The organism is Mesorhizobium sp. WSM4837, assembly GCF_055811435.1.
Genome location: NZ_JBVVQE010000024.1, coordinates 1 through 22535, shown reverse-complemented (window position 1 = coordinate 22535; position 22535 = coordinate 1). Strand labels below are relative to the sequence as shown.

Below are 22535 nucleotides of genomic sequence, written 5' to 3'. Positions count from 1 at the left end.
GCTCCTCCGCTCGGACCAGGCAACAACGCCTGCTCACGCCGAAATCGGGAACGAAGCGATCTCCTCCCGCTCATTCCGGATTTTCGCACACAGGTCTATATCATGGACCAATTATTTCGCATAACCGATTTTTGCCATGCAATCGGCTGTATATCAGCGACTTGCGGCGAAAACGCGATCCATATTGTGGATCGATGTCGCTAGTCGCGACTATTTATGGTTGCAACAAGACATGTGGCAGCGCCGAGGCAATCTCCCGATCACTCGCAATCGAGAAGCCAGGTATCATCGAATTCCATGCCCGCAGTGGCTGCTTCGCACGAGACGATCACTGTCGTTTGCGCGGCACGCGCGTGTGCAAGAACGGCCGCAAGCAAGTCCCGGTCCTTGCAGACATCGATGTCGTCGATAAGGAGCACGGCCGCTGATCGAACCAGCGCTCGTGCGGCACGGATCCGGGCGGCCTGCATGGCACTGATTTGAGGGGGCTCCAGTCTCTGGCCGCTGTCTGGCGGTCCATCGACTGCCAGGCCGCACAGCGAGGCCGTGGCGATTATCTCTTCCTGCGGGGTCGCTGAGGGCGCTCCCAGGGCTATATTGTCGACCATTGTAGCCCGCACCAACGGGATCGCCGGCGACAAAAGGGTGATTGCCCGGCGCCGGTCGCGCCGCGAAATCTTGTCGACAGGAATGTCATCGAGGAAAATCGCCAGGCCGCTGTTTTCCTCAAAACCTGCGATGCTGGAAAAAAGCGCGCTGCGTGCTTCAGGCGTATCACCGCCAAGCAGGATCGAGGCGCCGGGCGCGGCATCCAGCACTTTTGACGGCGTGCCGTTTCGGCAATGAAATTCGATGCGCAGCCGCCGGCCTGACGTCGAGCGCGGCAGGGGAACTGGATTCACAGGATCCGCAAGCACCGGCCTTGCCAGGATGGAGGCAATCCGGCGGCGGGACTCGACATAGGCAAGCCGATAATCGGCGGCGCGAGCGAGGTCGGAAAGCTGGCCAACCGTCAGTCCGGCGAGGAGCAATAGCGTGCTGAGATCGCCAACCAGCATCGCCGGGCGGCCCGAAAACGCATAGGCCACGAGAATGACGACGATCACGGGCATGACGAAGTCGCTGGACGCGCGCGCAGCCCCCGACCACCCTGCCCGGCGAACGAGCCACATGTTGAGCGCTTCCGACATCCGGTCGATCTTGCGTGTGGACGTTCCGCTTTTGCCGAAATGGGCAAACGCCGCCCGGGCGGCAACGATGTCGCCGAGACGACCGGCAAGCCGTCCCCGCCTCCGCCGGCTTTCGCGGATGGCCCGGTGAAGAAACGGCAGGGCAACAAGACAGACGATCGACCAGGCAAGAACGCCGCAAAGCAGGAACGGCGCAACCCCTGGGGCAAGCCAGAAGGCGCCAACCACGATGAGAACGACGGAAGGACCCGCAACAAAGAGGGAAGCCACGCCGTCGGCCAGCCAGGATCTGATGGCGGAGAGGTCGGTGACGAGGCGGGTCATTACCAGGCCGAGACCGGTCCGGCCGGCGCCAGGCGGCAACGCGAAGAGTTGCTCGACCAGCAGTCTGCGGACCTCGCGCACATAGTCCAGTGCAAAAGCTGCCCCCTGTCGGCGCTGCATCACCCCGAGTGCGAAGAGGGCGATGCCGAGCGAAAGGCTGGCCACGATCAGCCTGCCCTGCCCGAGCGGCTGCGGTTCCCCGGAAACCGCTGCACCGACGATGGCGACAAGAGCGAGCGACGTGGCGGCCTTGGCAAAGCCGATGGCGACAAGAACCGCAAGGGCGACCAGTCGCGTGCCGATCAGGATTCCTGGTAGAGGCATTGTGCACCTCCAGCGATCACCATCAGGCGCGGGTTCAACATCCCTGAGACTATGCTTGCCGCGGTCGCCGGATCGGTGAGTTCCTTGACGCCATAGACAGGGACGTTGGCAGCGCCTGCTTCCCGGCGCGCCAGCGGCGAGCAGGTCAGGACCCCGCTGAGCCCGAGCACGTCGTATCCAAGCTCGCGCAGCCTTTCGCAGCCCGCCACCGCCCCCATCGCATCGCCTGCGGCAAACAGCACGCCGCCGGTCAGCTCGCGGAATTTCGGGGACTTTGCCAGCGCGGCCGTCTCGGACTGGAATAGCCCATCAGCGACCTCCAGAACCGCGATCTCCGCCCCGGTGGCGGCAAGAGAATGCAGCAAATGCTGCGCGCCCTCGACGATGGCATCGATTGGGGCAAGATAGGTCGTGGCAAAGCCGGCATCAGTAAAATCAAGAGCGGCGCATGCTCCGGCATCCATCATCGACCAGAGATCATTGCCGGCTCCGGTTCCGGTCACCTTTGCCGCACCAACTGCCCTGGTCAAACCACGCACGAGGCTTGCAGCTGTTGTCGTCTTGCCCGAATTCATCGACGTTCCGAAGACAACGATTGTCGGCGGGGTGAGCCGCGCCGGCTGCGGCGCGACCGCAAAGTCTGCAACGTTCAGAACGCGGCCGCATGAGTTGGTGACGAGGCCGAGCGGCACGATCGCAGTCGGAGACATGGTCTTGTCGTGCCATGCCAACGCCCGCGAAGCCACTCCGCCTGCCGCCACCATATGGCACGGTCCGAGATCTGCCGGAACGATCGCCTCGAACTGATCAGGGGCGTAGCGGTTGCCGTAGGCCAGGACGACTTCGTCCGTCGCGGCAAGTGCCGCCTTGCGTCCCGAGGGCAGCTCGACCGACTTGTGGTGACCGAGCGCCTCGATCCGCGCGAGCACCAGGTCGCCTGCCTTCGGTTCGGCGGGAGGCGAAAGCAACATCCGCATGCGCTCAGTGGGAATTCGGCGGGTCGTGAAAGCCCGCTTGGCCTTCGCGATGCGTTCGCAGTCAAGAATTTCCATTGTGGTCTCTCCGGTCACCAAGGGGGCGCTGTTACCGGGGGAGAACGCAGTCGAACCAGGATTATTCTCGGTGGAGTTGCAATTCTTTTCGCCACGATCGCCGTAGACCCAAGCCGCGGCGCCTACGCACACGTGTTCTCGGGCAGGCGGGCTGTTCAGGCGCCCGGTGCGATCAGTTTCAGCGATGGAAAATAGGTGCGGTAGCGGCCAACGTCGCGGGTGAGCAGCGGCAGTCCATTGACGGCCGCATCGGCGCCAATGAAGAAGTCAGGCAGCACACCAGTGCGCGATCCGCCCGATTTGCGATACTGCGTAAAGACCTTTCCGGCGAGGAACAGTGCTGCCCGGGGCATCGGAGCCATTTGGAGACCGGCTTCGTCAAGAAACGCGTCGATACTCTCGATGCGGTCATAGCGGACGGCAAGTTCGGCATAGACCGCATCGTTGATCAACAACGGCCCATTGAGGCTTGCCGCCTCAAGCTGGGCGATCGACCAATCCGCCCAGTTCGCATCGTCCGTGACAAGATCGAGCAAAACGTTGGTGTCGACCAGCGTCACGCGTCGCCACGCGTCAGTGCCATGATCGCGTCGGTGTCGAGCCCCTTGCCGGCATGGCCGCGCAATTTCGCGAAGCGGCTCACGAGCTGCTTCTTGTCACTACGCACAATCACCACATTGCCGTCATCGGTGCGGCGGAAATCAACCTTGCTGCCCGGAACGATTCCGAGCAGGTCCCGGACCGGCTTCGGGATGGTCACCTGTCCTTTGGCTGTGACTGTGTTGGTCATCTCATCTTGCACCTTGGTAATACCCATTTTCCACAAGGTATTACCATGTCAGCCGAATTTCAACCTCCGCAAGCGGCTGCCAAAGCCATGATTTTGTGACTTGTTTTCCCAGGCGCGCCTGTCGACGTCGTAATCCGCAGGCACGCACCCTATCTAGGCCGCATGAATGACATCACGAACAGACGCGCGCTTCTACTCATCAATCCAAAGGCACGACGCGGGCAGGAACCTCTCGCACCGGTCGTCGAGCGGCTGGAAGCCGGAGGGCTCCGCGTCAGCGTCGAGACATTTGAGGCACTGCCCGAGATAGCACGCGACATCGTGCGCCTTCGCCATAGGGCCGATCTTGTGATCGTGTGCGGCGGCGATGGCTCGGTGTCCTCGGCGGCGGTCGCGGTCATGGAAAGCGGGCTGCCGATGGGCATCATTCCGATGGGGACGGCGAACGATCTGGCGCGTACCCTCGAAATACCGTTGGATCTTGGGAAGGCGGCTGACGTGATAGTAGAGGGCGGACGACGTCTGATCGATATCGGGACCGTCAATGGCCACGCTTTCTTCAACGTCGCGAGCATCGGCCTCAGCACCGATCTTGCCCAGGGGCTGGATCCGGCGCTGAAGAAGCGTTTCGGCAGGTTTGGCTATGCCTTGGCGGCCATGAAAGTGTTGACCAAGGCCCGCCACTTTGAAGCAAGGATTACCGAAAAGGGCGCAACGACCGAAGTCGAGACCTACCAGATAGCGGTCGGCAACGGCCGCCACTATGGCGGCGGCAACGTCGTCGAGGAGACGGCGGAGATCGATGACGGCCATCTCGACCTGTACAGCCTGGAAATGACGAATCTCTGGAAGATGGCGCTCTTGTTGCGCTCGTTCCGCTCGGGCACGCACGGCGCCTGGAGCGAGGTTCGCACAGCCAGATGCGTCGAGTTCGACATCGAGACGAAAAGGCCGATGCCGGTGAATACTGACGGTGAGATCGTCACCTCGACCCCGGCGCATTTCAAGGTCCACCCGAAGGCGATTTCGGTGTTCGCGCCTGCCGCCGCGCGCATACAGCCCCGCACAAGGGTGCCTGGTGACGCGGTCAGCGCAAACAGCGGCTAGACTGGCGACCAAGCGCGCGTCGAACAAACCCAACTGCCTGCGGTCATCTCTCGATCAGGAGTCGGCGCTCTGGAAGAAGGACGCGGGCTGATCTGGCAACAGCAACATAGCCTTCCGGGCATGTCTTCGATCATTGCTTGACGAACGCGCCCGTGTAGGTCTGACCGGCAAGCCTGACGGTTCCGGCCAGGGTTCTGTCGGGCCGCATGACAAAACTGACGTCTGCGCCATTCGGCAGGCGCTCGAGCTTCAACGTAGTCCCCACAATTCTTCCAACGCCGGCGGCCTCTCCCGGATGGTTGTCGCCCAGAGTTCCCCACGCATAGGTGACCGTCACCTTGCCATTGGAAGAAATCGTCTGAACAGCAAGTTTGGCGTCATACATCCCCTCCAATCGTCCGGCCCATTCACCCGAAAAAGCAGCATATTTTGTCGGGACGGTCTTGGCAGGCGGAGTGACCGCCACGGATTGATCAATAATTGCCGAGCCGGAAGGAACAGCGGCAGGATCCGGGGCGATTTGGGCCGGAATGGGTCCAGATCCTAACGCAGGTTCGACAGTGGGTCGCGGCGTTTCAGGGGCCGATTGGCACGCGGTCATGGCAAGCGCCGCGAAGCCAAGCATTGCGTTGCACATTCGACGTGCCATCTTGTGATGCCCCGGCCATCTCTAGATCTAGCGCAGGCTAACCTTATCGCGCGTTTTCACGACCTCTGTCTACCCGAGATGTCTCATACAACAGCGGCTCGTCGAGGGACGTGCAGTGGTCGTGAGTGAATGCCTCCATTCGTCGCCAAAGCAGCCGCCATGATGATATAAAACGTATTTGATTCAAAGATTTATGCCATAATTTCGATCTATTTTCTAGGCTTTTGGCTTTCGACCACAGATGCCTTAGGCTGCTATCGATGCAGTCGCTGCCGTTTCGGCGGCGACGCCGTCCACCATGACATGACCGATGCCCCGCGAGCAGCGCTCGATCCTCGCCTCGACGCGGTACACATCACGCAAAAGCGCCGGCGTGACGACCTCTTCCGGCGCGCCGCAGGCGACCATCCGCCCCTCGGCGATGACGATGCATTTGTCGGCGAAGCGCAGGGCCTGATTGAGGTCGTGAATTGCGATCAACACCGCAATTCCGTGCTTGCGCGCAAGCGCGCGCATGAAGGTCAGCACCTCGACCTGCCGGTGCAAGTCAAGCGCGGACGTCGGCTCGTCCATCAGCAGGATTTCAGGTTCGCGAGCCAGGGTCTGGGCAATGCTTACCACCTGCCTTTGCCCCCCGCTCAATTCTCCGACGTTGCGAAAGGCAAGATCCGAAATGCTGAGCGCGGCCAGGATGCCGTCTATGAGTGCGAGGTCGCCGTCGCTGACCGACCAGGCCGAGCCCTGCTTGCGGGCGAGCAGGATCGATTCATAGACGGTCAGCACCGCGTTGGCTGCCGTATCCTGCGGCATATAGCAGATGCCGTCCGGCCCCTTCACCGCTCCCTCGAAGCAGACGCGTCCCGGGCCCTTCAGAAGTCCTGCGATGCGCTTGAACAGCGTCGACTTGCCCGCTGCGTTGGGTCCGATCACGGCGACAACCTCGCCACCCCGGAAAATGGGAGTTGAAACATCCGAAAGGACGAGCCGCGCCCCGTGGAAGGCTCCGAGACCATCGAGCCTGATCGTTACCATGTGCGCCTCACATTCGAGAGGATAAGCGAGATGAAGAAGGGAATGCCGATAAGCGAGGTGACGATGCCGATCGGGAAGATCGTGCCTGGAACGAGCGACTTGCTAGCAACCGAACTCGCCGAAAGGATGAGCGCCCCCGAAAGCGCCGAGGCGGGCAGGAAGAAGCGCTGATCTTCTCCGATCAGCATGCGGGCGATGTGCGGACCGACAAGCCCGATGAAGCCGATCGTGCCGACGAAGGCGACGGGAATGGCAGCAAGGAGGCTCACCATCATCATGGTTTCGAGCCTGAGGCGTGCGACCTTGACGCCAAAGCTCGCGGCCTTGTCTTCGCCTAGCCGCAGCGCCGTCAGCGCCCAGGCGCGGCGCACGAACATCGGAAGTGTTGCGAGAAGGATGAGGCTGGTAATGATGAGCTTGGGCCAGGTGGCTTTGGTGAGGCTTCCCATCGTCCAGAACACGACCGCGGCGAGCGCCTGCTCGGAGGAAAGATACTGGACGAGCGACAGCAGCGCATTGAAGGTGAATACGAGCGCGATGCCGAGAAGCACGATGGTTTCGACCGTCACGCCGCGCTTGAGGCTCAGAAGGTGGATGACGAGCGCGGTCAGCATCGCCACCACGAAGGCGTTCAGCGGCACGATATATTCGATCGCGGCCGGGATCAGCGCGACGCCGAAGGCGAGCGCGAGGGCTGCGCCAAAGCTGGCCGCCGCCGAAATGCCGAGCGTGAACGGGCTGGCGAGCGGATTGTTGAGGATGGTCTGCATCTGCGCACCGGCGACCGACAGTGCTGCGCCGACGACCACTGCCATGAGCGCGATGGGAAGCCGGATGTCCCACAACACGACGCGCACCTGAAGCGGCACACTGCCGGGAGAAACCAGGGCGAGCACCACCTGGTCGAGGCTATAGCTTGCCGGCCCGAGCGCGAGGTCGATGCAGAGGCTCAGCAACAGCGCCAGGGCGAGCCCCGCCAGGATCAGCTGCTTGCGCAGGACAAGGGCGCGGTAGAGCCCGCGCCCTTGTTTGGCTGACAGTGCGGCCGGTTCACTGCTCATCGGAGAGCGAGACCCAATGGCCAGGCCTGTACCCGACCGGCAGGAGCTTCTCGTGCAACTCCTTGAAGGTGGCCTCGGCGTCGAGATCGGCGAACAGGTCGGGATGCAGCCATTTGGCCATCTGCTGTATGGCGACGAACTGATAGGGGCTGTTGTAGAACTGGTGCCAGATGGCGTGGACCTGCCCGTTCTCCACCGCCTTGATGCCGGTTAGCGCGGGCCGCTCGGTCAGGCCCTTGAGTTTCTTCAGTGCCGCGGCTTCGTCGGCGCCGGGACCGACGCCGACCCATTTGCCGCCCGGCACATAGGCCTCCCAATTGCCGCCCGTCACAATCACCTGGTCGGGATCGCTGGCGATGATCTGTTCGGGATTGAGCGCGCCAAACGTGCCCGGGATCAGGTCTGCCGCGATATTGGCCCCGCCGGCCATGTCGACGAACTTGCCAAAATTGTCGTTGCCGAAGCTCATGCAGCAATCATCGGAATAGCCCCCGGCGCGATCGATGAACACGGTCGGGCGCTTGGGGTTCTTCTCTGCGATCACATCGGTGACGCGCGCGATCTGGGCCGCGCGGTAGGCGATGAACGCCTCGGCCCGCTGTTCTTGGCCAAGCAGCTTGCCGATCAGGCGCATGCTCGGCTCGGTGTTGGTGAAGGGTTGCTCGCGGAAATCGACATAGACCACCGGAATGCCGACGGCGGCGAGCTTCTCGATGTATTGCGCGTCCTCGGTTGCCTGCTTGGACTCGATGTTCATGATCATCACGTCCGGGTCAAGTGCGATGGCCTGCTCGATGTCGAAGGTGCCGTCCTTGAAACCGCCGAAGGTCGGTATCGCCGCCATCGACGGGAATTTTTCCAGATAGACGGCGTAATTGTCCGGATCGGCCTGGGAGAAATCCTCGCGCCAGCCCACGATGCGCTTGAAAGGGTTGTCGGTATCGAGCGCGGCGATCAGGTAGATCTGCCGGCCTTCGCCGAGGATGACCTTCTCGACCGGCGTCTTCACCTCGACCTTGCGGCCGGCAATGTCGGTGACGGTCTCGGCGCGCGCGCCGGGGGTAAGCGGCATCAAGGCCGCGAGCGCGACCGCGGCCGCAAATATCGATTTCAAAATCATTGGGCTCTCGCAATTCAGTTGCCGGCCCCGCTTATGAAACATGAATTGTATAATCAAGATTTTTCTTTTAGAGCAATTCCAATGTAGCCGCTTTGGGGAGTGCGTTTCGGGCAATGACGGCTCACGCAAACTATTCGCTGCGCGATGAGATTCGGGACTATTGGTCCGACCGCGCCGAGACATTCGACCTGCAGGTCGGCCACGAGATTTTTTCCGAGCAGGAGCGTGCCGCCTGGCACGCGCTCATAACCAGGCACATTGGGCCAGGCGCCGGGCGGGCGTCTCTGGATCTCGCCTGCGGGACTGGCGTCATTTCGCATCTGATGCACGATCTGGGCTTTGTGGTGACAGGCCTCGACTGGTCGGAAGCCATGCTTGCCAAGGCGCGCGCCAAGGAACAAAAACGCGGCGCCGATATCCGCTTCATCGTGAGGGATGCCGAACGGACGCTCGAGGACAGGGCGAGCTACGATGTCATCGTCACCCGTCACCTGGTCTGGACGCTGCTGCATCCGAAGGCGGCCTTTGCCGAATGGTTCTCGCTGCTGAAGCCCGGCGGCAGGCTGCTGGTCATCGACGGCGATTTTGTCAGCCGCAACTGGGCGACGCGTATGCGGGAACTTTGGCAGAAGCTCACGGCCGGCAAGTCCCAGGTCTCGGACGATGACGGCGCCGCCATGGCCAGACGTCACCAGAACATTCTTGCCCGTGTCTATTTCTCCGGCGGCGCACGGGCGGAAGAGATAGTTCGCTTGCTGGCCGAAGCCGGGTTCGAGCAGCCGGTCGTGGACTGGAAACTGGGCGCGATCCATCGCGCCCAGGCTCGACGGATGAGTTGGCCCAAGGCGCTCGAACGCGCCACTCAACATCGCTTCGCGATCTGCGCGACAAAGTCGCAGTAACACCTCGGCGCTGCCGGAATCGGTCGCTCCATCGTCCGTCGCCTCAAAGGAGCGGGGAGACGGCACGACAACGAATAGCTGCCGGTCTGCTTTAGCTCAGATGCGCCACCGACGATCATTTCTCATGGTTGGCGTCCTGCAGGATCATTTCTGAGGCCTTCTCCGCGATCATCACCGCTGGAGAGTTGGTGTTGCCGGAAATGATCGTCGAGCGCGCGGCCTTGGTCGCCGGCGTCCGCGGCGACCTTGCCGGAGGGCGAACGGGCGAAGAAGTTCGCGGACCAATCACTGAGCGCTGGCCTAGCTTTCGTAAGCCGAGGTCGACGAACGCAATGTGCAAAAAACAACTCGGCCATGCCTCCGCCGGGATGCCCCCCGCTATCAACGCCGCAGAGACCAGTTCCGGGTCAACCTGACCAAGGCTTGGAGGCAAAAAGCCTGCCCTACCCTGCTTCCAAGCCGCCAGGTCTGAATTGGCGTGGCAGGCGAGCGGTTCAATAACTAGATAACGAGAACGCCTTTCACTCTGACGTGGCATTCTCATGAAAAAAATCGGGTTTCTGTCGTTCGGACACTGGGCGCCCTCGCCGCAATCGCAGACGCGATCAGCCTCCGACGCTCTGCTGCAATCCATCGAGCTTGCCGTTGCTGCCGAGGCGCTGGGCGCCGACGGGGCATATTTCCGTGTGCATCACTTCGCACGGCAACTCGGCTCGCCATTCCCGCTGTTGCGGCAGTCGGCGCCAAGACCAGCCGCATCGAGATAGGCACAGCGGTGATCGACATGCGCTACGAGAACCCGCTCTACATGGCCGAGGACGCCGGTGCCGCCGACCTGATCGCCGGCGGGCGTCTGCAGCTGGGTATCAGCCGCGGCTCGCCCGAGCAGGTGATCGACGGCTGGCGCTACTTCGGCTACGCCCCGCAAGAGGGTGAGAGCGACGCCGCCATGGCCCGGCGGCACACGGGAGTGCTGCTCGAAGTCTTGCGCGGCAAAGGATTTGCCCAGCCGAACCCGCGGCCGATGTTTCCAAACCCGCCCGGCCTGCTTCGCGTCGAACCACACTCGGAGGGTTTGCGCGACAGGATCTGGTGGGGCGCCGCGACCAATGCCACCGCGGAATGGGCGGCGAAACTGGGAATGAACCTGCAGAGCTCAACGCTCAAATTCGACGAGGGCGGAAAGCCTTTTCACATTCAGCAGGCCGAACAGATCCGGGCCTTTCGTGCGGCCTGGAAAGCGGCCAGTCACGAACGCGAGCCGCGGGTGTCGGTGAGCCGTAGCATCTTCGCGCTGGTGGACGATCGCGACCGCGCCTATTTCGGCAGCAATGAGAGCGAGGATCATTTCGGCTACATCGAAGCGGACAGGCGCGCCGTGTTCGGCCGCACCTATGCCGCCGAGCCGGACGGCCTCATCGAGGAACTGAAGAAGGACGAGGCCATTGCGGAGGCCGACACGCTGCTGCTCACCGTTCCCAACCAGCTCGGCGTCGATTACAACGCGCATGTCATCGAGGCGATCCTGACCCATGTTGCCCCGGCCCTGGGCTGGCGCTGACGCCTGCGGCCAAAGCCCTGCCCTTCCGCGAATGCTTCATCGCCAGGACAGCTGGTCCTTCGGCAGCCGGCCGCTCGGATCGAATACATTCACCTTGTGCGGAAGATCCGGCCCCCAGTCCCACAGCACCAGGTTGCGGTCCTCCGTCTCGGCGCCCGGAGCAAAACTCGGAACCAGAATACCGGCAATGCCTTGAGGCCGCAGTCGGTCATAGATGAACCAGGATGCAGGACGCTCTCCCCCGCTGAGAGCCGTCGCCCAGGCGCAGGCCATGTCCTCGAACGTGACAGAAGATTCTCCCCTCCCCTGCTCCGTCGTCAGATCAGTGATGTCCCCGCAGTCCACCTCATAAGAGCACAGCACGCAGGGGTCGATCCGATGCGCGAAACCCTGGTTGGCTTCCTTGACCGCTGTCATTACGGTCAGCGCCAGATAAAGCGCCGGCACACCTTTGGGATTGAAGCGGGCACCCCTGATCGCCGCTCCATCACCGGAAGTCGGTTTGAATGCCCAGCGTGGATCATGCGCCCTGTAGCAGGTTCCGACAAACCTCAAGCAAAGCCACCCAAAGCCATATGATCGAGATAGTCGCGAACGGCGGCGGCTTTGCCTTCCTTCACGAGGGCTTCGGCGGTGCGTCCGCCGAACGCCGGCAGCGGTTGGGCTCGATACCAGGCCATGGCCTGTTCCTTGCCGCCCGCCCAATCGGCCACGCGGCTGATGATCTCGAGCATTTCCCGTAGACGCCCCTGTGTCTTGGCCGTGCGGCTGCGCTCTAGCCGATAGAGGGTTTCGCGGGCAAGACCGGTGGTCTCCGCCAGTTGGCTCTTGGACATTCCAAAACTGCCCGCCACCTGGTCAATGGCAATTTTCCCGGCCCGGTCCATATAGGACAAAATCAGAGATTCATTCTGCACCGGTGTCTTAAGGGCCTGACCCATAGATCTCTCTCTTGTCATATCCATAGTCACATTCACTGTGCAAAATATATGACAATTATCGACCGTCTTCAAGTCCCGGAAGCCGATGGCATCTCCAACCGAGCAGCGTGCCGCCACGGGCCGTCCGATGTATCCACGTGACGTGCTGCTTCGAAGCACTCTTGTCCTACGTCTGTCGAACACATCGATTCGGCGGGACGCTGAGAATCGCATGCACTGCTCATTCGTTTCAGTTTAGCTCAGACGCGCCGAGAACATTTCTCGTGGTTGCGTCCTGCAAAACCATTGCCGATGCCTTCTCCGCGATCATGACCACTGGAGAGTTGGTGTTGCCGGAAACGATCGTCGGCATGATCGAAGCGTCGACGACGCGCAGGCCAGAAATGCCGTGCACCCGCAGCCGGCCGTCGACCACTGCCGTCGAGCCTGAGCCCATCTTGCAGGTGCCGACCGGGTGGAAAATCGTCGTGCCGATATCGCCGGCCTTGCGGACGAGTTCTTCGTCGCTTTCATAATGTGCACCGGGCAGCATTTCCTCAGGCGCGAAACGGGCAATGGCGCGCGCCCTCATCAAGCGGCGGACGTGGCGGAGCGATGCCACAGCCACGGCCCTGTCTCCGTCGGTAGACAAATAGTTCGGCCGGATCTTCGGAGCCGCCTGCGGATCGGACGCCTCCATGTGGACGCTGCCGCGGCTTTCCGGTCTGAGATTGCAGACCGAAACCGTGACCGCGGGGAAACGATGCAGCGGCTCGCCCAGCCGGTCAGTGCTCAACGGTTGGACATGGTATTCGAGATCGGGCGTCTCCAGGCGTGGGTCGCTCCTGGCGAAGATGCCAAGCTGGCTCGGCGCCATCGACAGCGGTCCGCTGCGACGGATAGCGTATTCGACGCCCATGGCCGCGCGGCTGAACAGATTGTGGTAGCGCTGGTTTAGCGTCGAGGCGTTGGCGACCTTGAAGACTGTGCGGATCTGCAAATGATCCTGCAAGTTCTCGCCGACGCCTTCCAGCGCGTGGCGAACCGGGATACCTGCTGCGCCAAGCACGGCAGGTCGGCCGACGCCGGAAAGCTCGAGCAGCTTCGGCGAATTGATCGCGCCGGCGGCAAGGATCGTCTCGCCTGCCCGCGCACGATGCAGTTGGCCGCCCATGCGAAAGACAACGCCGGTGACGCAAGCTCCGTCGAAATCCAGCATCTCGGTCTCGGCGCCGGTGACGACGCGCAAATTCGGGCGTCGCAGCGCGCTGCGCAGGAACGCCTTAGAGGTATTCCAGCGCACGCCTTTCCTCTGGTTGACCTCGAAATAGCCCGAGCCTTCGTTGGTCCCGCCGTTGAAATCCTCGGTCCGGGGGATGCCGAGTTCCTCGGCAGCATCGCGGAAGGCATCCAGGATTGGCCACGACAGGCGCTGGCGCTCGACGCGCCATTCGCCACCGGCGCCGTGAAGGTCGTTGGCGCCACCAAAATGGTCCTCGGACTTGCGGAAATACGGAAGCACGTCATCCCAGCCCCAACCGAGATTCCCGGCTTGCCGCCAGCCATCATAGTCGGCCGCCTGGCCACGCATGTAGATCATGCCGTTGATCGACGAGCAGCCGCCCAGAAGCTTGCCGCGCGGATAGTTGAGCGCACGACCGTTCAGCCCGGGCTCCGGCTCGGTCTTCATCAGCCAATCGGTGCGCGGGTTGCCCATGCAGTAGAGATAGCCGATGGGAATGTTGACCCAGTGATAGCGATCGCTGCCGCCGGCTTCCAGAAGCAGCACGCGCATGCCTGGATTGGCCGACAGTCTGTTGGCCAGCACGCAGCCGGCTGAACCCGCGCCGACGATGATGAAGTCGTACTGTCCAAAATCGGCAGCGGTCTGTGTCAATTGGACGTCCGTTCGCTTGCCATCCTGTCCCATAGCGGACCCATGGCCTTGTTGATCTCACCATAGAGACGATAGCGCCGCTCATAGACCGGTGCGATCGCGCAATTGGGCTGGTAGCATCGGTCGGGCGCGGTCATCGCGGCGGCGCCCGCAGAGAAGTCGGCAAACAGGCCGACGCCTGTCCCGGCTGCAATCGCAGCTCCCAACGCACCTGTCTCACGGCTGCGCGCCACGGTCACCGGCACGTCCAGCACATCTGCGAATATCTGCGGCCAAACGGCGCTGCGCGAGCCGCCGCCCGAAAGAACCGCCTGGCTGACAATGGCTCCCGCTCGACGCAGCGTCTCGACATGGCGCCGGTGCTCGAAGACGACGCCCTCGAACAGTGCGCGCAGCATATGAGCCCGCGTGTGCCAGCCGGCGATGCCGTAGAAACCGGCACGCGCCTTGCCATTCTGCTGCGAGCCGTAAAGGAATGGGTGGTAGATCGGCATGTCTCCCGCGGGATCGACGGAAGCAACAAGCTCGCTGCAGATCTCGAACGGCGATGCGCCTGCCGGCGGCGCATGCTCGAAGAACTCACGCACGATCCACTCGAGATTTGCGGCCGAAGTGGCGCTCGATTCGATGGCGAGATAGCGCAGCGGATCGAAGGTCGACAGCATGAAGATAGACGGATCGCGGATCGGCTCTTGGGTGATAACCTGGTTGATGCTCCAGGTGCCGGCAATGATCGAGGCGGCGCCGGTGCTGGTGACGCCCGAACCGATGGCGCTGGCGACGACGTCGAACAGGCCCGCCACCACAGGCGTGCCCGCAAGAAGGCCGGTGGCAGCGGCGACATCGCGCGTGACATGGCCGGCGATGGCGGAGGCTTCCAGCACGTTCGGCAGCAGTTCCATGCAATCGTCGAGACCATAGGCGGCCAGCAACTCAGGCTCGTAGCGTCGGCCGGGCATGTGCAAAAGCCCGCAGCCCGACATATCCGAGGTCTCGGTCGAGCGCGTGCCGGTGAGGCGGTTGACGATAAAATCCTTGCATAGGAAGACGGTGCCTATTTTGGCAAAAAGTGCCGGATCATGGCGCTTGAGCCACGCCAGCAGAGTCGGCGTCTGCGCCGCCCAGGGCCGTTGCAGGCAGTGGATATAGGTCCGGTCGCCAACGCCTGCGGCCGCCCATTCGCTGACGATGCCGACGCCGCGCGTGTCGAGCGACTGGATGCCGAGCAGCGGGTCGCCGCCGCGGTCCAGCGCATAGAGCCCGTTGCCGTGGCCGGCGCAGCCGATCACCGCGATGTCGCGGGGGTCGATGCCCGATTGGTCGAGGCACTGGCGGATGACCTCGACGGCGTTGCGCCACAATTCGCCGAGGTCCCGCTCGACATGGCCGGGCTCTGGCATGCAGGAACGGCCGTCGCGAGCGGCAAGGGCGAGTTCGCGACCGGCGGTGTCGAAGATGATGGCTTTGATGACGGTATTGCCCGCATCAAGGCCAAGAATGTATCGCTGCATTGAAGCTCCTCCCAAGCTGCAAAGATTATTCTTGCTGGTAGAGCTCCCAGGCCGCCGCGCCGTCCGCATTCTCATGGATGATCGCCATCAATCCTCTCACGACGGCACGAGGGTTGGAATGCTGGTATATGTTGCGGCCATAGACCATGCCCGCCGCGCCTTGTGCCATCAGCGCCGCCGACTTGTCGAAGACGGCGCGCAAATCCTCCCTGCCCCCACCGCGCACAAGGACAGGACAGCGTGCCGCAGCCACCACCCGGTGGAAGTCGTTCGGATCGGTCGTCGGATCCGCCTTGATGATGTCGGCGCCCATCTCGCTGGCGAGCCGGGTCAGGGTGACGATCTTTTCGGGGTCGCCGTCGACCATGTAGCCTCCGCGCTCTGAATTGGGCAGCATTGCCAGCGGCTCGATCATCAGCGGCAAGCCATATCTTTCACAGTCGGCGCGAACGCTGGCAATGTTGTGGACGCATTGCCGAAACAGGTCCGGCTCGTCGGGCAGCATGAACAGATTGACGACCACGCAGGCCGCGTCCATCTCCAGCGCGCCGATCAGCGGCTCGGCTTCGTTCTGCAGGATGGCCCACATCGAGCGATGGCGGGTTTTGTTGTATGGATTGCCCATGTCTATGCGCATGACCAATGCCGGCTTGTCCTTGCCGGGCAGGGTCTGCAGCAAATCGGCCTCGCCATAATTCATCTGAATGGCGTCCGGCCCCGCGGCGACCAGCTCGGCGACGACGCCAGCCATATCCTCCAGCCCTTCCAGGAACGACGGCTCGTTGCATACGCCATGGTCGATTGCGACGTCGAGACAGCGCGCCCCGCCGAACAGCCGGTTCATGCGGACTTTCTTGTTGATGCGCATTCGGCGCTCCTTCCTTGGTCTTTTTGCGATAGCTGGTCGAGATCGACGCCGTGCTGGCGTCGCAACAGGGCGAGGAAATCGGTGCGCTCGAATGCCTTGCGCGCAGCGTCCCAGCTCTTTTCGACTGCGAGAATATCGAGAACCGCATCGAGAAGGTCGCAAGAGAGTGCACCGGTGATGGCAATTGTCGTGCGGCGGAGCAGCAGGTCCTCCAGCTGCTCGACATATTCATTGGCGATGAGATACTGAATCTCCCGGACCGAGTAGTCGCTGCCAGGCAAGAGCTCGTCCTGTCCCGCTGCCAAAAAAGCGGCGACGGCATCCGCCACGGTGCCGTAGCGCGCGAACAGGCTGCGCATGCGGTCAAGCGACAGGCCATGCGCCGCCGCGCGTTCTGCGCACCATTTCTCGGGGGCCATGGGAAAATGCCGGCCGCCGCCGATCGGCATGTTTTCGGTGCCGACGATGCGCTGTCGGCACAATCGCTCGAGCACGATATCCGCTGCCAGTTCGCCGAACGACCGGAAGGTTGTCCATTTCCCGCCGATCATGCACAGCGTCGGCGGCACCATACCGGCGCCCTCGATGAGCTCGCAGAAATGATCGCGGGGAATGCGCCCGGTAAAACTGTCCCGGCTTATCGGTAGCGGCCTCACCCCGGTGAACTGAAAGACGATGTCGGTATCAGTGATCTCGATCCCGGGAAACACGAAGGACACGGACTGCCGGATGTATTGCCGCTCATCGTCCTCGCAGCGCGCCTGGTCGGGATCGTCGGCACGGATATCCGTCGAGCCGACCAGCACATTGCCGAGATAGGGGAACAGGATGCAGATCCGGCCGTCCTCGTTCTCGTAATAGATCATGTGGCCGTCGAGCGCGTCGTGAAGCTCGCGATTATCGACGATCAGATGCGATCCTTTGGTGCCGCCCATAAACTTGGGCGCAACGGCTCCGATAGCCGAATTGGTCAGGTCGATCCAGCCGCCTGTGGCGTTGACGACGAGCCGCGGCTTCACGGCAACTGTTTCGCCAGACAGTCCGTCGTTAAGCGCAAGGCCCGCGTCACCGAACGATATGCGTGCATAGTTTAGCGCTCGAGCCGATGGCCTTTCGTTCATGGTGTCGCGCAGCATCTCGGTACCCAGCCGCTCGGGGTGGCTGACCCAGGCGTCATAGTATGTCGCCGAATTGCGGATAGCAGGATTGATTGCAGGCCAGACCTTGAGTGTTTCAGCACGGCTCCTGAACTTGTGCGTCGGGACGATACGCCGTGCGGCGGTGAAGAAGTCATACATCGCCAGGCCGGTCTTGATGACCAATGCGCCACGCCGACCCGGACGACGGCTTAGCCCAAGGAAGCGGAATGCGCCATTTGCGATGCCTGAGAACAGGTCGAAGATAGGCACTGTGGTTGGCAATGGCGCAACGTAATGCGGCGCGTTCTTCAATAGCCGATCGCGTTCGAGCAGAGATTCACGGACCAGCTTGAACTCGCCGTTTTCAAGGTAGCGCAAGCCGCCATGAACCATGCGCGAGAGGGCTGCGCTGGCGCCGCAACAATAATCGCCCTTTTCGGCGAGCAGGACATCGACGCCCTGCAAAGCGAGCTCGCGAAACACGCTGATGCCGTTGATGCCGCCGCCTATGACGAGGACGTCAACATCGGGATTCTCGCGCAAGCCGGCGATCGTCTGGATGCGATTCATCTCAGGACGCGCTTTCGATCACGCGTCTATCGCTACGAGATGCCCGGCCACCGCCGCATCGATCGTTCCCAGTTCCGCCGCGCTCAATAAAATCTCCCCTGCCCTGGCGTTGTCGAGCGCCTGCGTGGCGTTTCGCGCTCCACACAACGCGAAGGTGATGCCGGGCTGCGCCAGCGTCCAGGCGATGACGATCTGCGCCATGCTTGCCTGGTGGATCTCAGCGACCGGGGCCAGGGCATGTTTCAGCGCGGCTACCTTGCGCCGGTTGGCCTGAGAGAATCGAGGATTGTCCTTGCGCTGGTCGTCGCCGCTGAACTCACGCGCCGGATCGATGGCGCCCGAGAGCAGGCCGAGTGCAAGCGACGAATAACTGAGTGCTGCAACTTGATGCTGGCGCGCGATCGGCAGCAATGTCTGCTCGATGTCGCGATCCAGCATCGAATATCTTTCCTGGATCGCGTCGAGCTGGCCAGCGGCGACATACTGCTGCAGCTCGGCAGCATTGAGATTGCTGGCGCCGATGGCGCGGATTTTGCCAGCGGATTTGAGGCGTTCGAGCGCATCCATTGTTTCGGCAATGGGTGTCGTCGGGTCCTGCCAGTGGGTGATGTAGAGATCGATATAGTCGGTGCCGAGCCGCCGCAGGCTCTGTTCCACTTCATAAGCGATGCCGTCGGCGCCCAGATATCGGTTCACCGGCGTTCCATCCTGATCGAAGAAGTGGTTGCCCTTTCTCGAATGCCAGTTGAGGCCACATTTGCTGGCGATGACCGCGCGGTCGCGCCGGCCCTTGATGGCCTTGCCGACGATCTCTTCGCTGCGGCCAAGACCGTAAGCCGGCGCGGTGTCGATCAGCGAAATGCCGGCATCGAAGGACGCCTGGATGGCGGCGATCGATTCTGCTTCATCCGTGCCACCCCACATCCAGCCGCCGATAGCCCAAGTGCCGAGTCCCACCGCCGAAGCGACAACGCCGGAGTTGCCGATTGAGCGGGTGATTTGTCGAGTATTCATGCTGCATTTCCTTCGGCAAGCTCGAGGATCTTCAAGCCGGTGGTTTCGTCGGTGACGAGAGTGTCCAGGTGAGAGCCGCGCATGGCACTGAGGATCGGGACCACCTTGCTGGCGCCGCTTGCGACCCCGATCGACTGCGGAATGGTCGCGAATTCCTCGAGCGTCAGCGAGACCAGTGAGCGGTTGAGGCTGTAGTCCGCGAGCTTGCCGTCGCCGTCTATGAGATGGGCGAGCAGTTCGCCCGCCGCCCCCGAGCGCTCGATGGCCAGCCGGTCGGCGCTCGAGGACGGGTGCAGATCGTAGTAGCTCGAATCGTCGGCCAGGATGGAGCCGATGCCGACGACCGCAAGCGTTGCTTCGCGCGCCTTGCTGAAGACGTCCGAAACGGCCCGGACGCCCATCAGCATGTCACGTTGGGCCGGGCTGTCGGCAAACAGCGGTGCGTGAATCTGATAGGCGCGCCCGCCGAGTTTGTCGGCCATCAGAGACGCGACATGATTGACGTCGGTGTAATGCTTGCCCTGGACCAGGCCGGTCGCGGGAACAACCTCGACGTCGTAGCTGCGGCTCGGCTTGAGGCCGGCGACGACGGCACTCACCCCCTTGCCCCCGGTGATGGAAATCGTGTCGCCGTCCTTGATCGTCTCGAGCACCAGCCTGGCTGCGGCCTCACCGACACGCTGAAGCGCAGTCTGCGGATTGTCCGAAACGGAGGGGACGACGACGGCCCTTTGGAGTCCACCGATCGCGACAAGTCGCGCCTCGATGTCGATCAGTTGCTCGACCGGCGACTTGATCTTGATCTCGACAAGCCCGAGTTGATGACCGCGTTTGATGAGGCGGTTGACGGTCGCATGCGAGATGCCGAGCTCCTTGGCGATTTCCGCCTGCGTCTTGGCTTCCATGTAATGAAGCACAAGCGCCTGATACATCTGGCGGACGATCGTGACGTCGTCCCGCGAATTGGGTGGTGACATGATGGATGCTCAACTCTGGCGCTGCTGCTCAGGATTTCCTGCGGTGCAGGAAGTGGTCGATCGATACCGCCGCGAGCAGGATGCATCCCTTGATCATGTCCTGCCAATAGACGGAAACGTCGAGCAGGATCAGCGAGCTTGTGACGACCGAGAGCAGCGCCATGCCCAGTATGGCGCCGAAGATGGTGCCCGAGCCGCCATTGAGCGATGCTCCGCCAATCACCGCCGCGGCGATGATGTTGAGCTCCATGCCAGCGCCGAAGGTCGGGGTCGCAGCGCCAAAGCGTGACATATAGATGATGCCGGCAAAGCCCGCGAGGGTGGAGCAGAGAACCGTGACCCAGAATTTGACCTGCTTGGTCTTGATGCCTGAAAATTGGGCCGCCTTCTCGTTGCTGCCGGTATAAAAGACCTTGCGGAATGCCGTGGCACGCCGAAGCAGAAAATCGAATATGGCCACGACCACAACAAAGATGACGATGACATAAGGCACATTGCCGAAGCTGCCCTGGCCGATCGCCTTGAACCCGGGCGGCAGGGTGAACAGCGACAGCGGGGTTCCCTTGGTGATGACAAGACAGAGACCGCGCACGATCACCATCGCCGCCAGCGATGTGATGAAGTGATTGAGCCCGATAACGGTCACGAAGAAGCCCATCACCGCGCCGATCAGCGCGCTGGCGCCTATGCCGATGAGGCTCGCGGTCCACGGGTCCAGACCCATCAGGAACAGAGCGCCTGACACGACCATGGAGAAGCAGACCACCGACCCGACGGAAAGGTCGATGCCGCCGACAATGAGAAGTATCGTCATGCCGACCACGACGATGCCTTCAATCGAGAAGCTCATCAGCATGGCGCGGAAATTTCCCCAAGTCAGGAAATGCGGCGAAGCGAATGTCATGGCGATGCACAGCGCCAGCATGATAGCGATCAGCCCCGCCTCGCGCATCGACCCAAGACGCAGCCGGTTGCGCCCGCCAAGCCCGGGGGCGCTCGCCTTGATTTCAGCGTCCATGAGGGTTCCTCCGGTCTGTCTAAGCGACATTCTGAACCTGCCTTGCGTTTAATCGTTGCTGCCGGAGACCCGAAGCCAGCAGCATGATTGCCTCTTCGGTCAATTCGTCAGCCCCCAGTTCGCCGACGATGGCACCTTCGTGTATGACAAGCACCCGGTCGCTCAGCCCGATCAATTCCGGAAGCTCGGATGAAATCACGATGACGCCGACGCCCCGCTCGGCGAGATCGCGCAGCAGGCGATGAATTTCCACTTTGGCGCCGACATCGACCCCGCGTGTGGGTTCGTCCAGAATGACCACTTTGGGGCCGACCGACAGAAGCCTGGCGATGGCGACTTTCTGCTGGTTGCCACCGCTAAGCGTCGACACCTGTGTCTCGATGCCGCCCATGCGCACACCGTGGCGCACGACCAGATCGGTGGCTTGCTTTGCCTCGGCGCGGCGATCGAGCAGCCCAAGCGGCGTGGTTAGCTTCCGAAGATCGAGCGCGGAGATATTGGATGCAACCGACAGGTCGAGGAACAGGCCGGACGCCTTGCGGTCCTCCGAGAGGTAGACGAGGCCTGCGCGCACCGCATCGCTGTAGGTCCTGATGCTGACCGGCTCGCCGTTGAGTTCGACCGATCCCGACACTTTCGGGCGCAAGCCGCAAACGGTCTGGACCATCTCGCTGCGACCGGCGCCAATCAACCCGCCAACGCCAAGAATTTCGCCTGCTCGAAGCGTGAAACTGACGCCAGCGGAACCCTGTCGATAGGAGAGATTTTCGACCGACAGCACAGCGCGGTCCGTACGCCGTTCAGGCGAGAGCTTTTGCGGATAGAGCTGCGTGATTTCGCGCCCGACCATCTTGCGCACGACATCATTGGGAGTGACCGAAGCGATGGAATCGGTCGCTACGTATCTGCCGTCACGAAACACCGTGACGCGGTCGCACAGGCTGAAGATCTCCGCCATGCGATGGCTGATGTAGATGATTGAAATTCCGCGCGCCTTGAGATCGCGGACGATTGCGAAAAGGCGCTGCGCCTCGGTCTCGGTCAGCGCGGCCGTCGGCTCGTCGAGCATTAGCACCCGGCATTCGAGCGTCAGCGCCTTGGCGATTTCCACAAGTTGCTGGTTGGAAATAGAAAGATCGGCGACTGGCGTCTCGACCGGGATCGGTGCCAGCAGGTCCATTATCTTCTGCGCATCGGCGTAGAGCCGGCGAAAATTCATCAGCGGCGCGCGCCGATTGTTGACGGCCGCCATGAGGATATTCTCGGCCACCGTGGCATCCTGGCAGAGCGCGATTTCCTGATGGACGAGGCCTATGCCAAGCCGCTGCGCGGCGGATGGCGATGTGATGGTGACGTTCTTGCCTTCGAGACGAATGGCGCCTTCGTCGGGCTGCACAATGCCGGCGATGATATTCATCAGCGTGGACTTTCCCGCACCGTTCTCGCCGCACAGCGCATGAATTTCGCCGCGCTGCAGCGTGAAATCGACCCCGGTCAGCGCTTTGATGG

The 22535-nt window shown here is 62.2% G+C and carries 20 protein-coding genes and 2 pseudogenes; 4 read left to right on the top strand and 18 right to left on the bottom strand.

Annotation, left to right across the window (positions count from 1 at the left end; translation table 11 throughout):
- Positions 1–260 precede the first annotated feature (260 nt).
- The 4 genes from AC0L3D_RS16125 to AC0L3D_RS16110 form a co-directional block, all read right to left on the bottom strand.
- Positions 261–1838: an ABC transporter transmembrane domain-containing protein gene (locus AC0L3D_RS16125; RefSeq protein ID WP_473645025.1), complete on the bottom strand. Its 1578-nt coding sequence runs from the start codon at positions 1836–1838 to the stop codon at positions 261–263.
- Entirely contained in the window at positions 1817–2890 is a 1074-nt protein-coding gene (locus tag AC0L3D_RS16120) for a hypothetical protein (protein WP_473645023.1), read from the bottom strand. The genes AC0L3D_RS16125 and AC0L3D_RS16120 overlap by 22 nt, the downstream gene beginning before the upstream one ends.
- A gap of 155 nt (positions 2891–3045) precedes the next feature.
- Positions 3046–3450 (bottom strand): type II toxin-antitoxin system VapC family toxin, encoded by a 405-nt coding sequence (locus AC0L3D_RS16115; RefSeq protein WP_473645021.1) that lies wholly within the window; start codon positions 3448–3450, stop codon positions 3046–3048.
- Positions 3447–3680, bottom strand: coding sequence for an AbrB/MazE/SpoVT family DNA-binding domain-containing protein (locus AC0L3D_RS16110; RefSeq protein WP_128167930.1), 234 nt, complete (start codon positions 3678–3680; stop codon positions 3447–3449). Before AC0L3D_RS16110 ends, AC0L3D_RS16115 begins: the two co-directional genes overlap by 4 nt.
- Before the next feature lie 162 nt (positions 3681–3842).
- Here AC0L3D_RS16110 and AC0L3D_RS16105 point away from each other — a divergent pair, with 162 nt between their 5' ends.
- Positions 3843–4787, top strand: coding sequence for a lipid kinase (locus tag AC0L3D_RS16105; protein WP_473645019.1), 945 nt, complete (start codon positions 3843–3845; stop codon positions 4785–4787).
- 130 nt (positions 4788–4917) lie between these two features.
- Here the strand turns inward: AC0L3D_RS16105 and AC0L3D_RS16100 are convergent, their stop codons facing one another.
- The 4 genes from AC0L3D_RS16100 to AC0L3D_RS16085 form a co-directional block, all read right to left on the bottom strand.
- Entirely contained in the window at positions 4918–5412 is a 495-nt protein-coding gene (locus tag AC0L3D_RS16100) for a hypothetical protein (RefSeq protein ID WP_473645018.1), read from the bottom strand.
- A 270-nt stretch (positions 5413–5682) separates the two neighbouring features.
- The gene (locus AC0L3D_RS16095; RefSeq protein WP_473645016.1) at positions 5683–6468 is read right to left on the bottom strand and encodes an ABC transporter ATP-binding protein; all 786 of its coding nucleotides are present in this window, start codon (positions 6466–6468) and stop codon (positions 5683–5685) included.
- Positions 6462–7529, bottom strand: coding sequence for a FecCD family ABC transporter permease (locus tag AC0L3D_RS16090; protein WP_473645014.1), 1068 nt, complete (start codon positions 7527–7529; stop codon positions 6462–6464). The genes AC0L3D_RS16095 and AC0L3D_RS16090 overlap by 7 nt, the downstream gene beginning before the upstream one ends.
- Positions 7519–8649, bottom strand: a complete 1131-nt coding sequence (locus AC0L3D_RS16085) for an ABC transporter substrate-binding protein (protein ID WP_473645012.1) — start codon at positions 8647–8649, stop codon at positions 7519–7521. Before AC0L3D_RS16085 ends, AC0L3D_RS16090 begins: the two co-directional genes overlap by 11 nt.
- Before the next feature lie 113 nt (positions 8650–8762).
- Here AC0L3D_RS16085 and AC0L3D_RS16080 point away from each other — a divergent pair, with 113 nt between their 5' ends.
- The 3 genes and pseudogenes from AC0L3D_RS16080 to AC0L3D_RS16070 all read left to right on the top strand — a co-directional run bounded on the left by AC0L3D_RS16080 (position 8763) and on the right by AC0L3D_RS16070 (position 11112).
- Positions 8763–9551 carry a class I SAM-dependent methyltransferase gene (locus AC0L3D_RS16080; RefSeq protein WP_473645010.1) on the top strand — a complete coding sequence of 263 codons (789 nt, stop codon included), beginning with the start codon at positions 8763–8765 and terminating at the stop codon, positions 9549–9551.
- Between the two features lie 203 nt (positions 9552–9754).
- Positions 9755–10023, top strand: a pseudogene (locus AC0L3D_RS16075) (hypothetical protein); the annotation flags it as partial.
- Between the two features lie 70 nt (positions 10024–10093).
- Positions 10094–11112 (top strand): annotated as a pseudogene (locus tag AC0L3D_RS16070) (LLM class flavin-dependent oxidoreductase).
- Between the two features lie 36 nt (positions 11113–11148).
- Here the strand turns inward: AC0L3D_RS16070 and AC0L3D_RS16065 are convergent.
- The 10 genes from AC0L3D_RS16065 to AC0L3D_RS16020 all read right to left on the bottom strand — a co-directional run bounded on the left by AC0L3D_RS16065 (position 11149) and on the right by AC0L3D_RS16020 (position 22533).
- Positions 11149–11667 carry an RES family NAD+ phosphorylase gene (locus AC0L3D_RS16065; protein ID WP_473516205.1) on the bottom strand — a complete coding sequence of 173 codons (519 nt, stop codon included), beginning with the start codon at positions 11665–11667 and terminating at the stop codon, positions 11149–11151.
- Positions 11664–12053, bottom strand: a complete 390-nt coding sequence (locus AC0L3D_RS16060) for an antitoxin Xre/MbcA/ParS toxin-binding domain-containing protein (protein ID WP_473516206.1) — start codon at positions 12051–12053, stop codon at positions 11664–11666. The genes AC0L3D_RS16065 and AC0L3D_RS16060 overlap by 4 nt, the downstream gene beginning before the upstream one ends.
- A 229-nt stretch (positions 12054–12282) precedes the next feature.
- Positions 12283–13929: a GMC family oxidoreductase gene (locus AC0L3D_RS16055; protein WP_473626541.1), complete on the bottom strand. Its 1647-nt coding sequence runs from the start codon at positions 13927–13929 to the stop codon at positions 12283–12285.
- Positions 13926–15440 carry an FGGY-family carbohydrate kinase gene (locus tag AC0L3D_RS16050; RefSeq protein ID WP_473626539.1) on the bottom strand — a complete coding sequence of 505 codons (1515 nt, stop codon included), beginning with the start codon at positions 15438–15440 and terminating at the stop codon, positions 13926–13928. The genes AC0L3D_RS16055 and AC0L3D_RS16050 overlap by 4 nt, the downstream gene beginning before the upstream one ends.
- 25 nt (positions 15441–15465) lie before the next feature.
- The gene (locus tag AC0L3D_RS16045) at positions 15466–16308 is read right to left on the bottom strand and encodes a class I fructose-bisphosphate aldolase (protein ID WP_473645008.1); all 843 of its coding nucleotides are present in this window, start codon (positions 16306–16308) and stop codon (positions 15466–15468) included.
- Entirely contained in the window at positions 16281–18017 is a 1737-nt protein-coding gene (locus AC0L3D_RS16040; protein WP_473626536.1) for a glycerol-3-phosphate dehydrogenase/oxidase, read from the bottom strand. The genes AC0L3D_RS16045 and AC0L3D_RS16040 overlap by 28 nt, the downstream gene beginning before the upstream one ends.
- Before the next feature lie 18 nt (positions 18018–18035).
- On the bottom strand, positions 18036–19031 hold the full coding sequence (locus AC0L3D_RS16035; protein ID WP_473626535.1) for an aldo/keto reductase: 996 nt from the start codon (positions 19029–19031) through the stop codon (positions 18036–18038).
- Positions 19028–20008: a sugar-binding transcriptional regulator gene (locus AC0L3D_RS16030; RefSeq protein WP_473626534.1), complete on the bottom strand. Its 981-nt coding sequence runs from the start codon at positions 20006–20008 to the stop codon at positions 19028–19030. Before AC0L3D_RS16030 ends, AC0L3D_RS16035 begins: the two co-directional genes overlap by 4 nt.
- Positions 20009–20036: 28 nt before the next feature.
- Positions 20037–21026 carry an ABC transporter permease gene (locus tag AC0L3D_RS16025; RefSeq protein ID WP_473509414.1) on the bottom strand — a complete coding sequence of 330 codons (990 nt, stop codon included), beginning with the start codon at positions 21024–21026 and terminating at the stop codon, positions 20037–20039.
- Between the two features lie 19 nt (positions 21027–21045).
- Positions 21046–22533 (bottom strand): sugar ABC transporter ATP-binding protein, encoded by a 1488-nt coding sequence (locus AC0L3D_RS16020; RefSeq protein ID WP_473645006.1) that lies wholly within the window; start codon positions 22531–22533, stop codon positions 21046–21048.
- Positions 22534–22535 lie beyond the last annotated feature (2 nt).

What these genes read in the sequence shown, in the direction of transcription:
- AC0L3D_RS16125 (WP_473645025.1), bottom strand. Translation starts at nt 1,838, where the DNA reads ATGCCTCTACCAGGAATCCTGATCGGCACGCGACTGGTCGCCCTTGCG.
- AC0L3D_RS16120 (WP_473645023.1), bottom strand. Translation starts at nt 2,890, where the DNA reads ATGGAAATTCTTGACTGCGAACGCATCGCGAAGGCCAAGCGGGCTTTC.
- AC0L3D_RS16110 (WP_128167930.1), bottom strand. Translation starts at nt 3,680, where the DNA reads ATGACCAACACAGTCACAGCCAAAGGACAGGTGACCATCCCGAAGCCG.
- AC0L3D_RS16105 (WP_473645019.1), top strand. Translation starts at nt 3,843, where the DNA reads ATGAATGACATCACGAACAGACGCGCGCTTCTACTCATCAATCCAAAG.
- AC0L3D_RS16100 (WP_473645018.1), bottom strand. Translation starts at nt 5,412, where the DNA reads ATGCTTGGCTTCGCGGCGCTTGCCATGACCGCGTGCCAATCGGCCCCT.
- AC0L3D_RS16095 (WP_473645016.1), bottom strand. Translation starts at nt 6,468, where the DNA reads ATGGTAACGATCAGGCTCGATGGTCTCGGAGCCTTCCACGGGGCGCGG.
- AC0L3D_RS16090 (WP_473645014.1), bottom strand. Translation starts at nt 7,529, where the DNA reads ATGAGCAGTGAACCGGCCGCACTGTCAGCCAAACAAGGGCGCGGGCTC.
- AC0L3D_RS16085 (WP_473645012.1), bottom strand. Translation starts at nt 8,649, where the DNA reads ATGATTTTGAAATCGATATTTGCGGCCGCGGTCGCGCTCGCGGCCTTG.
- AC0L3D_RS16080 (WP_473645010.1), top strand. Translation starts at nt 8,763, where the DNA reads ATGACGGCTCACGCAAACTATTCGCTGCGCGATGAGATTCGGGACTAT.
- AC0L3D_RS16060 (WP_473516206.1), bottom strand. Translation starts at nt 12,053, where the DNA reads ATGGGTCAGGCCCTTAAGACACCGGTGCAGAATGAATCTCTGATTTTG.
- AC0L3D_RS16050 (WP_473626539.1), bottom strand. Translation starts at nt 15,440, where the DNA reads ATGCAGCGATACATTCTTGGCCTTGATGCGGGCAATACCGTCATCAAA.
- AC0L3D_RS16045 (WP_473645008.1), bottom strand. Translation starts at nt 16,308, where the DNA reads ATGCGCATCAACAAGAAAGTCCGCATGAACCGGCTGTTCGGCGGGGCG.
- AC0L3D_RS16040 (WP_473626536.1), bottom strand. Translation starts at nt 18,017, where the DNA reads ATGAATCGCATCCAGACGATCGCCGGCTTGCGCGAGAATCCCGATGTT.
- AC0L3D_RS16035 (WP_473626535.1), bottom strand. Translation starts at nt 19,031, where the DNA reads ATGAATACTCGACAAATCACCCGCTCAATCGGCAACTCCGGCGTTGTC.
- AC0L3D_RS16030 (WP_473626534.1), bottom strand. Translation starts at nt 20,008, where the DNA reads ATGTCACCACCCAATTCGCGGGACGACGTCACGATCGTCCGCCAGATG.
- AC0L3D_RS16025 (WP_473509414.1), bottom strand. Translation starts at nt 21,026, where the DNA reads ATGGACGCTGAAATCAAGGCGAGCGCCCCCGGGCTTGGCGGGCGCAAC.